General features: G+C 73.6%; 13 protein-coding genes. 6 read left to right on the forward strand and 7 right to left on the reverse strand.

Annotated features, from left to right (window positions below; all coding sequences use genetic code 11):
• Window positions 1–71: 71 nt before the first annotated feature.
• Both ACH4D3_RS25820 and fabG read right to left on the reverse strand, forming a co-directional pair.
• Window positions 72–833, reverse strand: coding sequence for an SDR family oxidoreductase (locus tag ACH4D3_RS25820; RefSeq protein WP_356863055.1), 762 nt, complete (start codon window positions 831–833; stop codon window positions 72–74).
• Between the two features lie 58 nt (window positions 834–891).
• Window positions 892–1,653, reverse strand: a complete 762-nt coding sequence (gene fabG / locus ACH4D3_RS25825; protein ID WP_003977481.1) for a 3-oxoacyl-ACP reductase FabG — start codon at window positions 1,651–1,653, stop codon at window positions 892–894.
• Between the two features lie 266 nt (window positions 1,654–1,919).
• Between fabG and ACH4D3_RS25830 the strand changes: the two genes are divergently transcribed.
• On the forward strand, window positions 1,920–2,708 hold the full coding sequence (locus ACH4D3_RS25830; RefSeq protein ID WP_398326271.1) for a hypothetical protein: 789 nt from the start codon (window positions 1,920–1,922) through the stop codon (window positions 2,706–2,708).
• A gap of 46 nt (window positions 2,709–2,754) precedes the next feature.
• Here the strand turns inward: ACH4D3_RS25830 and ACH4D3_RS25835 are convergent, their stop codons facing one another.
• Together ACH4D3_RS25835 and ACH4D3_RS25840 are read right to left on the reverse strand one after the other, a co-directional pair.
• Window positions 2,755–3,138, reverse strand: a complete 384-nt coding sequence (locus tag ACH4D3_RS25835; RefSeq protein WP_398326274.1) for a DUF3037 domain-containing protein — start codon at window positions 3,136–3,138, stop codon at window positions 2,755–2,757.
• Window positions 3,135–3,890, reverse strand: a complete 756-nt coding sequence (locus ACH4D3_RS25840; RefSeq protein WP_398326277.1) for a HipA family kinase — start codon at window positions 3,888–3,890, stop codon at window positions 3,135–3,137. The genes ACH4D3_RS25835 and ACH4D3_RS25840 overlap by 4 nt, the downstream gene beginning before the upstream one ends.
• Before the next feature lie 333 nt (window positions 3,891–4,223).
• Here ACH4D3_RS25840 and ACH4D3_RS25845 point away from each other — a divergent pair, with 333 nt between their 5' ends.
• Complete coding sequence (locus ACH4D3_RS25845; RefSeq protein WP_398326280.1) at window positions 4,224–5,198, forward strand: helix-turn-helix transcriptional regulator; 975 nt, start codon at window positions 4,224–4,226, stop codon at window positions 5,196–5,198.
• Window positions 5,199–5,204: 6 nt separating this feature from the next.
• Here ACH4D3_RS25845 and ACH4D3_RS25850 read toward each other — a convergent pair whose 3' ends face one another.
• Window positions 5,205–6,617 carry an aminopeptidase P family protein gene (locus ACH4D3_RS25850; protein WP_398326283.1) on the reverse strand — a complete coding sequence of 471 codons (1,413 nt, stop codon included), beginning with the start codon at window positions 6,615–6,617 and terminating at the stop codon, window positions 5,205–5,207.
• A 123-nt stretch (window positions 6,618–6,740) separates the two neighbouring features.
• On the opposite strand from ACH4D3_RS25850, the gene ACH4D3_RS25855 reads away from it, so the two are divergent.
• Window positions 6,741–7,724 (forward strand): LuxR family transcriptional regulator, encoded by a 984-nt coding sequence (locus tag ACH4D3_RS25855; RefSeq protein WP_398326286.1) that lies wholly within the window; start codon window positions 6,741–6,743, stop codon window positions 7,722–7,724.
• A gap of 44 nt (window positions 7,725–7,768) precedes the next feature.
• On the opposite strand, the gene ACH4D3_RS25860 is transcribed toward ACH4D3_RS25855, so the two are convergent.
• A complete protein-coding gene (locus ACH4D3_RS25860) occupies window positions 7,769–9,382 on the reverse strand; it encodes a serine protease (RefSeq protein WP_398326289.1) in 1,614 nt (537 codons plus the stop codon).
• Between the two features lie 331 nt (window positions 9,383–9,713).
• Here ACH4D3_RS25860 and ACH4D3_RS25865 point away from each other — a divergent pair, with 331 nt between their 5' ends.
• Both ACH4D3_RS25865 and ACH4D3_RS25870 read left to right on the forward strand, forming a co-directional pair.
• Window positions 9,714–10,166, forward strand: coding sequence for a Rieske (2Fe-2S) protein (locus ACH4D3_RS25865; protein WP_398326292.1), 453 nt, complete (start codon window positions 9,714–9,716; stop codon window positions 10,164–10,166).
• Complete coding sequence (locus ACH4D3_RS25870; protein WP_398326295.1) at window positions 10,163–10,630, forward strand: pyridoxamine 5'-phosphate oxidase family protein; 468 nt, start codon at window positions 10,163–10,165, stop codon at window positions 10,628–10,630. Before ACH4D3_RS25865 ends, ACH4D3_RS25870 begins: the two co-directional genes overlap by 4 nt.
• A 33-nt stretch (window positions 10,631–10,663) precedes the next feature.
• On the opposite strand, the gene ACH4D3_RS25875 is transcribed toward ACH4D3_RS25870, so the two are convergent.
• Window positions 10,664–11,575 (reverse strand): LysR family transcriptional regulator, encoded by a 912-nt coding sequence (locus tag ACH4D3_RS25875; RefSeq protein ID WP_398326298.1) that lies wholly within the window; start codon window positions 11,573–11,575, stop codon window positions 10,664–10,666.
• A gap of 74 nt (window positions 11,576–11,649) precedes the next feature.
• Here ACH4D3_RS25875 and ACH4D3_RS25880 point away from each other — a divergent pair, with 74 nt between their 5' ends.
• Complete coding sequence (locus tag ACH4D3_RS25880; RefSeq protein ID WP_398326301.1) at window positions 11,650–12,651, forward strand: DMT family transporter; 1,002 nt, start codon at window positions 11,650–11,652, stop codon at window positions 12,649–12,651.
• Window positions 12,652–12,825: the final 174 nt, after the last annotated feature.

The raw sequence follows: 12,825 nt of genomic DNA on the forward strand, positions 1-12,825 counted from the left end.
CGGACACGGGCGCCGTTCTCGTCAACGGCGCCCGTGTCCGGGGCGATCTTGCGGGGTCCTGGTGGGCGAGATCAGGCCACGCCGGCGTTCAGGAAGATGCCGCCGTCGACGACGAGCGTCTGACCCGTGACCCAGGCGGACTGCTCCGAGGTGAGGAACTCGGCGGCGCCCCCGATGTCGGAGGGCACGCCGAGCCGGCCCAGCGGGTAGCCCGAGGCGGCCTCCTCCTCGCGCCCCTCGTACAGGGCGGCGGCGAACTTGGTCTTCACCACCGCCGGGGCGATCGCGTTGACCCGCACCTTGGGCGCGAACTCGTGCGCCAGCTGCGCGGTGAGGTTGATCAGGGCGGCCTTGCTGACGCCGTACGCGGCGATGAAGGGAGAGGGCGAAAGACCCGCCACGGAGGCGATGTTGACGATCGCGCCGCCGTTGTCCTTCTGCCAGGCGTGCCAGGTGCGCTGGGCGAAGCCGAGCGCCGAGATCACGTTGGTCTCGAAGACCTTGCGCGCCACGTTCAGGTCGAGGTCGGCGATCGGGCCGAACACCGGGTTGGTACCGGCGTTGTTGACCAGGAAGTCGACGCGGCCGAAGGCCTCCATCACGCGCTCGACGGCGACGGCCTGGTGGGCCTCGTCGTGCGCCTTGCCGGCGACGCCGATGACCCGGTCGGAGCCGAGCCTGTCGACGGCCTCCTTCAGCGCGTCCTCGTTGCGGCCGGTGATGCAGACCCGGTCGCCGCGCGCGACGAGCGCCTCGGCGACGCCGTAGCCGATGCCGCGGCTCGCGCCGGTGACAAGCGCGACCTTGCCGGAGGGCTCGGGCAGTTCAGTCATGTCAGTGTTCCCAACCGTTCCTGGTCTCCGTGTTCCTGGTCTCCGTGTTCCGCGTTGCCTAGTCGAGCGGTCCGCCGGCCACGTACAGGACCTGGCCGGAGACGAAGCCGGCGGCCTCGCCGGTGAAGAAGGCGATGGCGTTGGCGATGTCGTCGGGCTCGCCCACCCGCGCGACCGGGATCTGGGTGGCGGCGGCGGCCTTGAAGTCGTCGAAGCCCATGCCGACGCGGTCGGCGGTGGCCTTCGTCATCTCGGTGGCGATGAAGCCGGGGGCGACGGCGTTGGCGGTGACGCCGAACTTGCCCAGCTCCTTGGCGAGGGTCTTGGTGAAGCCCTGGAGACCGGCCTTGGCGGCGGAGTAGTTGACCTGGCCGCGGTTGCCGAGGGCGGAGGAGGAGGACAGGTTGACCACACGGCCGAACTTGGCGTCCACCATGTGCTTCTGGCAGGCCTTCGTCATCAGGAAGGCGCCGCGCAGGTGCACGTTCATGACGGTGTCCCAGTCCGAGACGCTCATCTTGAACAGCAGGTTGTCGCGCAGCACGCCCGCGTTGTTGACGAGGATCGTCGGCGCGCCCAGTTCCTCGGCGATGCGCGCGACGGCCGCCTCGACCTGTGCCTCGTCGGAGACGTCGCAGCCGACCGCGATCGCCTTGCCGCCGGCCGCGGTGATCTTCTCCACGGTGTCCTTGCAGGCGGCCTCGTCGAGGTCGATGACGGCGACCGCGCGGCCCTCGGCGGCCAGTCGTACGGCGGTGGCGGCGCCGATGCCGCGCGCGGCTCCGGTGACTACGGCGACCCGCTGCTCAGTGGTGGACATTCGCTGCTTCTCCTCGTCCTGGGGATGCGGCCCGTGCGGAGCGTGCGCCCTGCGGTGAGCGACCGCTTAGTACCTTCCGCAGACGTGACGCTAGAAGCCCTGGCACCCGGTGTCAACGGGACACCGGGCCGGTGTGATCCATTACCTGGTCCCCGCCCTGCGCCGGTCCCCCTCGGTCGCCCGATCGGCCCAGCGCTGCGGGCCGCCCGGCCGCCCGGCCCCTAGCGTCGAAGCGCGAGCCAACCGTGGCCGGAAAGGAGGCGTCCATGCGCCGTCGAACCGGTGCAGCAGGCATAGCAGTCGCGATCGCCGCGATCGTGCCGCTGGCCGACCCCGCACCCGCCCAGGACCTCACCGCGAGTCTGGAGCCGGACTGCCGGAGCTTCACCTACCAGGAAGCGGTACCGATCGGGCTGGAGGCGGATCCGGGCAGCCCGGACCCGTCGTGCCCCGACGCAGGGTACGAAGACCCGTCCGCCGAGGTCCCACTGGACGAGGGCCGGACCGACGACGGCCGGACCGACAACGGCCGGCCAGACCCGGGCGGAGCCGACGACGGGCGCCTCGACGGAGATCTGCCCGACGGAGGCGGACCGGGTCAGGTCCGACCCGACGAGAACGGCCCCGACGGAGGCGGACCGGGCCAGAACCGGCCCGACGAGGGCCGCCTCGACGAGGGCCGGATCGACCAGGACCACCTCGGTCAGTCGCACTCCGCGGGCCAGGATCCCTTCGAGCTGGGCGGGATCCGTGAGATCCGGGAGGCGGACGACGGCGTGGGCGGCGCGGCCCGTCCGGACCGGGACCAGCTCCCGACGATCTCCGCCACCTCCATGCCGCGTCCGGCCACCACGGCCCCGGCCCCGGCCCCGGTCGTCACCACACCGGCGCCCGTGGCCTCCCCCGCCGTGACGCCGACGCTCGGCACACAGGGCGGCCTCGGCGGCGCCTCGGGCACCGGTCCCAGCGACTGGGACATCGGCATCGGCCTGAGCTTCGTCACCGGCGCCGCGCTCGCGACGGGCTACGTGATCAGGCGCCGCCGACGCGTCTGAAGCACGGTCCGGCAGCGCGTGCCGATCGTCCGGGCGGGCCCCGCCCCTACCGCACCAGCAGTTCGAGAAGCCGTTCCGTCTCGGCCGCCGGGTCGGCCGTGAGGCCGGTGTGGACGGGGCCCGGCTGGACCACGGTCGAACGGGGCGCGATCAGCCAGCGGAACCGGCGGCCGGGGTCGTCCTCGGCCGCCTGGCCCGCCGCGTCCCCTCCGGCGCACACGCCCTGCACGGCACGCAGCGCCGCGCGCACCCCGGGCAGGTCCACCCGCGGGTCCAGGGCCAGCAGCCGGTCCTCGTCGAGGTGGGTGCGGGCACCGACGTAGGACTTGGCACGGCAGTAGACGAGTACGCCGGCGTTGACGCACTCCCCGCGCTCGACGCGCGGCACCACGCGCAGCAGCGCGTACTCGAAGACGTGGCGGTCGCTCACCGCACCCCCTTGACGCGTTCGTGGATCGTGGCGGCCCGGGCGAGCAGCGGCCCGGCGTAGGCGCGGCGCAGGTCGTCGGGTGCGGCGAAGCCGGGTTCGTCCCGCAGCCAGACGTCCGGGATCTCGGCGGTGACCTCGGCCAGGAGTTCCTCGGTGACCAGCGGTGCGAGCGCGGCGGCGGCCGAGCGGACGTCCGGCGCGAAGCGCGCGAGGGCGTGGTCGGTGGCGTCGTAGGGGCGGGCGGCGGATGCCTCGGCGCCGGGCCAGTTGTGGTGCCAGATCATGGTGGCGCCGTGGTCGATGAGCCACGTCTCGCCGCGCAGGCGCAGCAGGTTGGGGTTGCGCCAGGAGCGGTCGACGTTGTTGACCAGCGCGTCGAACCAGACGATCCGTCCGGCCTCCGCCGCGCTCACCTCGAAGGCGAGCGGGTCGAAGCCGAGCGCGCCGGAGAGGAAGCCCATGCCCAGGTTGGTGCCGCCGCTGGACTTGAGCAGTTCCTGCACCTGCTGGTCGGGCTCGCCGAGCCCGAGCACCGGATCGACGTCGACGGTCACCAGCCGGGGCACCCGGAAGCCCAGCCGGCGGGCGAGTTCGCCGCAGACCACCTCGGCGACGAGCGTCTTGCGGCCCTGCCCCGCGCCGGTGAACTTCAGGACGTACGTGCCGAGGTCGTCGGCCTCGACGAGTCCCGGCAGCGAGCCGCCCTCACGCAACGGCGTGATGTAGCGGGTCGCGAGGACCTCTCTCAACACTTGCGCCGGCCACCCGTCTCTTCCGCCCTGCCCGTCCCCGCGGGGAGGCTTCCCCCGGACCTGGACTGAGCATAGTGACCGCGGGTGACCGTCGGCGAGAGGGGCCCGGGCCCACGCCCCGCGGAAGGCTTTTCTTGCGTATCCGTAGCGCCCGGGCCCGTATGTACGCGCGGTGGCCGCGGTCCCTAGGTTGCCGTCATCGGCCGGCCGCGCCTCGGCGCGCGCCCCCTGCCCGCCGCTCTTCGCACCAGGAGCCTGCCTTGGCCAACCCGGTCCTCCCGGTGGGCGGGGCTGGGCGAGCGGTGCGAGCGGTTCGTCGCCGACACCGCCGACATGCCCGTGGTGGCGGCGGACGCCCACCTGGTGCGGGGCCTGCTGGCCTTCGCCCAGGGGGACTGGACCGAGGCCGTGCACTGGCTGACCGCCCTCGGGGCGCCCGCGCCGGAGTGCACCCGGATGCCGCTGGCCGCGGCCACGGCGGGGGCGCTGATCCGGCTCGCCCTGGTCCGCGGCGCCCCGTCGGCCGCGGCGGACCAGGCCGGGGCGGCCTGGACGGCCGTGTCGGACAAGGGCATCTGGGCGTGGGCCGCGGAGCTGGCCCCCTGGGCGGTGGAGGCGGTGGCCCGGGCGGGGGACATGGCGGCCGCCCGCCGGATGGCCGCGGAGTTCGTCCAGGGACTGGAGGGGCAGGACGCGCCGTCCGCCCGGGCCGCCGTCGTATGGAGCCGGGCGGCGCTGGAGGAGTGCGAGGGCCGCCACCGGGAGGCGGCCGGGTCGTACCGGAAGGCCGCGGCGGCCTACCGGGAGCTGCCCCGTCCCTACGCCTGGGCCCTGACGACGGAGGGGGCGGCACGCTGCTCACTCACCGGGGGCCCGGAAGCCTCCGGTGCGGCCGGCGGGGCGGCCGGGGACCGTTCGGCCGGTGCCGCCGGTGTCTCCGGCGTCTCCGGCGTCTCCGGTGCGGACGGCGGGCGGGCCCAGGCCGTCGCGTCGTTGCGGCGCTGTGTCGAGGAGTACACGGAACTCGGCGCGGTCTACGACGCCGCCCGGGCCCGCACCCTGCTGCGCTCCCACCAGCCCCCGCAGGCCCGCCGCCCGGGCCGTCCCGCGTTCGACGACCGGCTCTCCCCCAGGGAGCGGGAGGTGGCGGAGCTGGCGGCCCGTGGACTGATGAACCGTGAGATCGCGGTGGTGCTGCACCTCTCGCCGCGGACGGTGGAGCAGCACGTCGCCCGTGCCATACGGAAGACCGGCGCCCTCTCCCGCCGCGACCTCCTGCGCGCGGAGAAGAACGCCGGTCCTCCTTGAGGTCGCTCAGCCCGCGAAGCGGGCCATCCAGGCCTCGACCTCGTCGGCGCTGCGGGGCAGGCCCGCGGACAGATTCTCGTGGCCGTGCTCGGTGACGACGAGGTCGTCCTCGATCCGGACGCCGATGCCGCGCCACTCCTCGGGCACGGTCAGGTCGTCCGCCTGGAAGTACAGGCCCGGTTCGACGGTCAGGCACATGCCCGGCTCCAGCACGCCCTCGACGTACTCCTCCGTGCGGGCCCGCGCGCAGTCGTGGACGTCCAGGCCCAGCATGTGCCCGGTGCCGGCCATGGTGAAACGGCGCTGCAGACCCAGCTCGTACGCCCGCTCGGCGGGGCCCTCGATGAAGCCCCACTCCACCAGCCGCGCCGCCAGGTGGCGCTGGGCGGCCTCGTGGAAGTCGCGGTACGCGGCGCCCGGCTTGACCGTGGCGATCCCGGCCTCCTGCGCCTCGTACACCGCGTCGTACACCTCGCGCTGGAGCGGCGTGAAGGTACCGCTGATCGGCAGGGTGCGGGTGACGTCGGCGGTGTAGAGGGAGCGCGTCTCCACACCGGCGTCCAGGAGCAGCAGGTCTCCCGGGCGGACCGGGCCGTCGTTGTCCGTCCAGTGCATGATCGTGGCGTGCTCGCCGGCGGCGCAGATGGTGCCGTAACCCACCGCGTTGCCCTCCAGCCGGGCCCGGCGGAAGAAGGTGCCCTCCAGCCACCGCTCCGACGAGGCGACGGCCCGGGACAACTCGCCCACGACGTCGGTGAAGCCGCGCACCGTGGAGTCCACCGCCTTGCGCAGCTCCCCGAGTTCCCAGGCGTCCTTGACCAGGCGCAGGTCGCTCAGCGCGTCCTCCAGCTCGGCGTCGCGCTCCTCGTCGCTGGTGACGGCCGCCTCCAGGGCGGGGTCGACCCCGCGCACGATCCGGGTCCGCACCTCGCCGGCGGCGGCCAGGTCGGCGGCCGCCGTGCGCACGTCGCGGCACGGCAGGCCGAGCACCCGCTCCGACTCGGCCAGCGAGCGGCGCCGTCCGGTCCACAGTTCGGCGTGGGCGCCGGTCCAGAACTCGTCGTCGTCGCGGCTGTCCCGGGGCAGTTGGTAGCAGTAGGCGTCGTGGCCGCCGTCCGCGCGGGGTTCGAGCACCAGGGCTCCGTCCCGGGCCTGGTCTCCGGTCATGTGCACGTAGCCGGAGTACGGCCGGAAGGGGTAGGTGTCGTCGTTGGAGCGGACCTTGAGGTTGCCCGAGGGGACCACCAGCCGTTCGCCGGGGAACCGTGCGGAGAGCGCGGCACGGCGGCGGGCCGCGTACGGGGCCTGCTCGGCGGGCGCGAGGTCGTGCCGCTCCGTGTCCGCCCAGCCCGTGCGCATCAGTGCGGACAGCTCCGCCGAGAGCGTGGGGTACAGGCTGTTCTTCCGCCGGTTCGACACCTCGTGCACCTTCTTTCGCTGGACTTCCGCCGGACGGTACCGCGCCCCGGTGGGCCGCGGGGCTCAGGAGTGCCACTGGCACTGATCGGCCACCACGGGACCGGTCGGGCAGATAATCGCCTCATGGCGAACGAGAAGCTCGGCGAGTCCCTCCGCGTACTGGGGCTCGACCCCACGGCCTGCCGGGTCTACCTGGCCCTGCTGGAGCTGTCCCCCGCCCCGCTGGAGGCGATCGGCGCGGCGACCGGCCTGCGCGGCGACCGGCTCACCGCGGCGTACGCCACGCTGGCGGACACCGGTCTGGCCAGTGCGGCGGCCGGGGACGCGGACGTCGTGGCGCCGGTGCCGCCGGCGGCGGGCCTGGAGGTGCTCGCGCGGCACCGGGCGGCCGAGCTGGAGGAGTCGCGCATCGCCGTCGGGGGTGCGTTCGAGTCGTTCCGTCGTCGGCGCCTCGCCGCCTACAACGACGGCCTCGTCGAGGTCGTCACCGGGGAGGACGTCGGTCCGCGGATGCGCCACGCGTGGGCCAGCGCCCGGGAGCAGATCCGGCAGTTCGAGTCCCCGCCCTACGTCCACCTGGCGGGCGCGACGGACGACGCGCTCGCGACGCTGGCCCGCGGGGTGACCCAGCGCGTCGTCTACGCGCGCGAGGCGCTGGAGCGGCCCGGACAGCTCGAGAACGTCATCGAACCGTGCATCGAGGCGGGTGAGCAGGCCAGGGTGCTGCCGTCGGTGCCGGTCAAGCTGCTGATCATCGACGAGGCGTTCGCGCTGGTGTCGTTGTCGATCAAGGACGCGGACGTGCACAACACCATGCTGGTGGTGCAGCCCTGCGGTCTGCTCTCCGCGCTGGCGGCGCTGTTCGAGCAGACCTGGCGCGACGCCGTCCCGCTGCACGGTCCCGCTGCCCGCCCCGCCGGGCTCCCGCCGGCCGACCGCCGTCTGCTGCGGCTTCTGGCCGGCGGTGCGACCGACGAGGTCGCCGCCCGCGAGCTGGGCATCAGCCGGCGCACGCTGTTCCGGCGCCTCCAGATCCTCATGGCCCGCCTCGGCGCCGCGAACCGCTTCCAGTTGGCCCTGCAGGCCCAGCGCGCGGGCTGGCTGTGACCCGCCGGTGGCCGGTGGTCAGCACATCTGCGAGGGCCGGCGGCTCAGAACTGGAGCGACCAGGCGTCGATGTGGCCGGTGTCGTTGACCCAGTTGTCGCTCACCCGGAGCTTCCAGGTGCCGTTCGCGGGCTTGCCGGAGGCGTCGACCGCGAACGTGCCCAGGACGTCGTCGGTGCCGTCGTAGGCCGCGTAGTCCTTCAGCAGGAAGACCTCGCCGTCGGGGGCGACCAGCTCGACCCTGAGGTCGCCGCGGTAGGTGTGGCGGATGTCCACGGTGACGGAGAGGTCGGCGGGCGCGTTGCCGCTGACGCCGGTGACCGTGAGGGGGGACTCGACGGTGCCGCCGTCCCGGATCGGGTAGTCGTCGGTGTTCTCGAACCGCTCCCCGTCGGAGGGCGGCTGGGTGTCGTCACCGGTGCCGGTGAACAGCAGGCGGTTGGGGGACCCGCTGCGGGGGTCGGTGACCTTGCCGGACGTGGCGTCGGCGACGAGTCGGTCGCGGACCTGGGCGGGGGACCAGTCCGGGTGGGCGGACAGCAGCAGGGCGGCCGCACCGGCGACGTGCGGGGAGGCCATCGAGGTGCCGCTGTCGGTGCGGGAGGCGGAGTCGCCCGCGTTGGAGGCGGAGACGATGTCGTCGCCGGGGGCGAAGATGTCCAGGCAGCCGCCGTAGTTGGAGCCCTGTCCGTTCGACCAGCCGTCGGCCCGGGCGTCGCGGCTGTCGGTGGCGCCGACGGTGACGGCGGCGGGGGTGGAGGAGGGTGAGTACGAGCAGGCGTCGGCGTTGTTGTTGCCGGCCGCGACCACCCAGGTGACGCCGGAGGCGATGGAGGTGTTGACGGCGTCGTTGACGGACTGGGTCCGGCCGCCGCCGATGCTCATGTTGGCCACCGAGGGGCCGTCGGCGTTCCTGGTGACCCAGTCGATGCCCGCGAGGACCGGTGCCCAGGTGTTGCCCGAGGTGCCCTGGCAGTTGAGCACCCGGACGCTGACCAGCCGGACGTCCTTCGCGACGCCGTGCGAGGCGCCGCCGACGGTGCCGGCCACATGGGTGCCGTGGCCCTGGCAGTCGGAGGCGTTGGTGTCGTCGTCGATGAAGTCGTAGCCGCTGACCGCGCGGCCGCCGAAGTCGTTGTGGCTGAGACGGACTCCGGTGTCGACGACGTACGCGGTGACGTCCGGGGCGCCGCCGGGGTAGGTGTAGGAGCGGTCGACCGGCAGGTCGCGCTGGTCGATGCGGTCCAGGCCCCAGGAGGGCGGGTTGGGCTGGGTGCCGACCGCGTAGGCCACGGCGTCGGCCTCGACGCGGGCCACCGACGGGTCGGCGGCGAGTTCCTCGGCCCGCTGCTCCGTCATCTTCACCGCGAAGCCGCGCAGGGCGGTGGTGTAGGTGTAACGCAGGCTGCCTCCGTGGCGTTTGGCCAGCGTCTTGACCGAGGCGGGTATGTCGGCTCTGGCGACGTCGTCCTTGAGGGTGACGAGGTAGGACCCCTCGACGGCTCCGGCGCGGTCGGCCCCGACGATGCGGCCCCGGTCGTCGGACGGTACGGGGGCCGCCGCTCCGTTGGCCGCCGCGGCGCCTACGAGCAGGGCGGACGTGGCACCGGCGGCGAGCAGCCCCCGTATGGCACGGACGTCGAACTTCCTGGGTTTCATGGGCATCTCCGTGAGGTGTCGTGTGCGAGATGTCGCGGGCATGACAAAGCACGGCAAGCCACCTTTCGCGTCGTTCACGCCTCCCGGGGCGCGGACCGGTGCGACGGTGTCTCGCGAAAGGGAACCTAGGCACCGGCCCGCCGCACGCCTATCCGGGTGTCACGGGCACGGACACGCAAGTAATTGCGGCGCCCGGTACGACTCGGGGAGTTCCACGCGGAGTTGCCCGGCGGCCGGTCGGCGAGGGACGGCCGCCGGCCTTGAACAACGAGCGCCGCGGGGCCGTACCTCTCGGCAGATCATCACGCATCCACCCCGGAAGGGACCCAGCATGACCAGCGCATCGTTTCATCCCGCAGCGGGACCGGCCCGTCGTACCGTCGTGGCGGCGGCCGGGGCGGCGGGGCTCACCGCCGTGCTGGCCGCCTGCTCAGGCTCGGACGACGACGCGTCCGGCGGCGGCGGTTCGGGCGGCGGCGAGAACGCGGGGGCCGGGGCCGCCCTGGCGGCGACGGCCGACATCCCCGAGGGCGGCGGAAAGGTCTTCCCCGACCAGAAGGTTGTGGTGACCCAGCCCGCGGCGGGCGACTTCAAGGCGTTCTCCGCCACCTGCACCCACCAGGGCTGCGCCGTGAAGAGCGTGGCCGACGGGCTCATCAACTGCCCCTGCCACAACAGCAGCTTCTCGATCACCGACGGCAGCGTGCAGGGCGGTCCCGCGCCCAAGCCGCTGCCCGCCGTGCAGATCACGGTCAGCGGGGACTCCATCCGGCTGGCCGGATGACCGTGACGCAGCGCCGGGGGCGCCGGATCATGATGACGCCCGGCGAGCTGGAGGCGTTCCTCACCACCCAGCGCACCTGCCGGGTCGCCACCGTCTCGGCGGACGGCGCCCCGCACGTGAGTACGCTCTGGTTCGTCTGGGACGGCGCCTCGATGTGGCTGTACTCGGTCGTGCGCAGCCGGCGCTGGACGGACCTGCGGCGCGATCCGAGGGTGGCGGTCGTCGTCGACACCGGTGAGGAGTACGAGGAGTTGCGGGGCGTGGAGCTGTCCGGCCGGGTCGCGTTCGTGGGCGAGGCGCCGCGCACCGGTGAGCTGTGCGCCGAACTCGACTTCCCGGAGACGCTGTTCGCCCGCAAGAACTTCGGCCTCCAGGAGATGCCCCACGACGGCCGGCACGCCTGGCTGCGGCTGACGCCGGAGAAGGTCGTCTCCTGGGACTTCCGCAAGCTGGCGTCCGTGTAGCCCGGCGCGCGCCAGAGTGGCGCCCGCCCGGGTTCACCCCGCCTCGCCCACCTCCCGCGCCGTCGCCCGCAGCGCGTCCACCGCCGCCCGGATCGACGGGCGGCGGTCGGCGTCTGCGCGCCAGACGACGTACACATGCCTGCGCACCCGCTGCTTCAGCGGCACGGTGACGACGGCGGCGGGCATCGGATGGCGGCCGAGCAGGGGCGCGATGCACACGCCGAGCCCGGCGGCGACCAGCCCGAGCTGGGTGTGGGTCTCGGCGGCACGATGGCCGACGATCGGCTCGATGCCCTTGGAGCGCAGCGTGAACATCAGCCACTCGTGGCAGAACTCACCCTCGCCCCACGTGATCCACTCGTCCTCGGCGAACTCCGCGAGGTCCACCTCGTCCCGGCCGGCCAGCCGGTGGCCGACGGGCAGGGCGACATCGGCGGGGTCGTCCAGGAGCGGCGCCTTGACGAGTCCGTCGGGCAGCGGCATCGGCTTGTTGTACCAGTCGAGCACGACGGCCAGGTCCAGGTCGCCGCGCACCACGCCGTTGATGCCGCGCTCCGGCTCCAGCTCCGAGGAGCGGATGCGCAGTGCGGGGTGCTCGCCGCGCAGGGCGGCCAGCGCGGCGGGGAAGAGGCCGCGGGCGGCCGTGGGGAACGCGGACAGCCGCAGCTCGCCCGCCACCTGGCCGCGCTGCGCCTCCAGGTCGGCCTGCGCCAGCTCGACCTGCGAGAGGATGCGGGCGGCGTGCTCGGCGAGCAGCCGGCCGGCGTCCGTGAGGCGTACACCCCGCCCGTTCTTGGCGAGGAGCCGCTGCCCGGCCTCGCGCTCCAGCTTGGCCATCTGCTGGGAGACCGCCGAGGTGGTGATGTGCAGGCCGGCCGCGGCACCGCTGACCGATCCGTGCCGGGCGAGGGCGTCGAGGGTCCGCAGGCGCTCCAGGTTCAACATGTAAGCGATACTACGAGATATTCCGTGCGAATTCTCGATTGTGCTACGAGGACGACTGCCTCATCGTTGCCTGCATGAGCAGCGTCCCGTCCCCTTCGGCCCCGTCCCCCTCCGCCCCCTTCCCGGCCCGCCGCGTCCTCGACTGGCGGCTGCGCTTCGGGCTCCTCTCCCTCGTCTGGGGTTTCAGCTTCCTCTTCATGAAGGTGGGCACCGAGAGTTTCGCCCCGTTCCAGGTCACGCTCGGGCGGCTGGCGTTCGGCACGGCCGTGGTCGCCGCGGCGATGGCGGTGAAGCGGGAGCGGCTTCCGCGCGGGGCGTGGACGTGGGTGCACCTGACGGTCGCCGGGTTCCTCCTCAACGCGCTGCCGTTCTCGCTGTTCGCCTTCTCGGAGCTGACCATCCCGTCGTCTCTCGCGGGCATCTGCAACGCGACCTCGCCGCTGTGGGGCATGGCCCTGTCGCTGGTCGCCCTGTCCGAGGACCGGCCGACGCGCCGCCGGGTGGCCGGGCTCGGCATCGGCTTCCTCGGCGTCCTGACCGTGCTGGGCGTCTGGCAGGGCTTCCACGGCCTGGACGTCACGGGCACGGCGCTGGCCCTGCTGGCCTCGCTCAGCTATCCGGTCGGCTGGATCTACGTCCGCCGCACGCTGGCGGGCTCCAGCCACTCCCACCTGTCGCTGACCGGTGCCCAGCTGGGCCTGGCCACGCTGCAACTGGCGGTCGTGACACCGCTGTTCACCTCGATGCCCACCAGCTTCCCGGTACTCCCGCTGCTGGCGGTCGCGGCCCTGGGCGTCCTCGGCACCGGGCTCGCCTTCCTGATCCAGTACGACCTGGTCGCCGAGGTCGGCCCGACGACGGCCCAGATGGTCACCTACTTCACCCCGGTCATCGCGACGGCCGCGGGCGTCGCCCTCCTCGGCGAGTCGCTGTCCTGGTCGACCCCGGTCGGCGCGGCCGTCGTACTCGCCGGCGCGGCACTGACCCAGTCCCGGCCCAGGACGGACCGGGGCGGCACCGCGCCCGCGCCGGAGCCTCGGGGGACGACGGGGGTACGACAGGGCTCGCGGGTCTGAGAGGGGCGAGGCTCCGGGCGCCTGCGTCGCATCACGCACCCGGTGGACGGCTCATCGGATCGCCCACCGTCCGTGCCGGGAGCCACTCGCCTTCGGATTCGCCGGGGCGGCTCAAGGCGGCCCGGACGCCCCGGGGCAGCGCGCCCGGAACGCAAGCGCGCGTCCCACGCTGTC

The organism is Streptomyces sp. NPDC018026 (assembly GCF_044327745.1).
GTDB classification, from domain to species: Bacteria; Actinomycetota; Actinomycetes; order Streptomycetales; family Streptomycetaceae; genus Streptomyces; species Streptomyces rubrogriseus.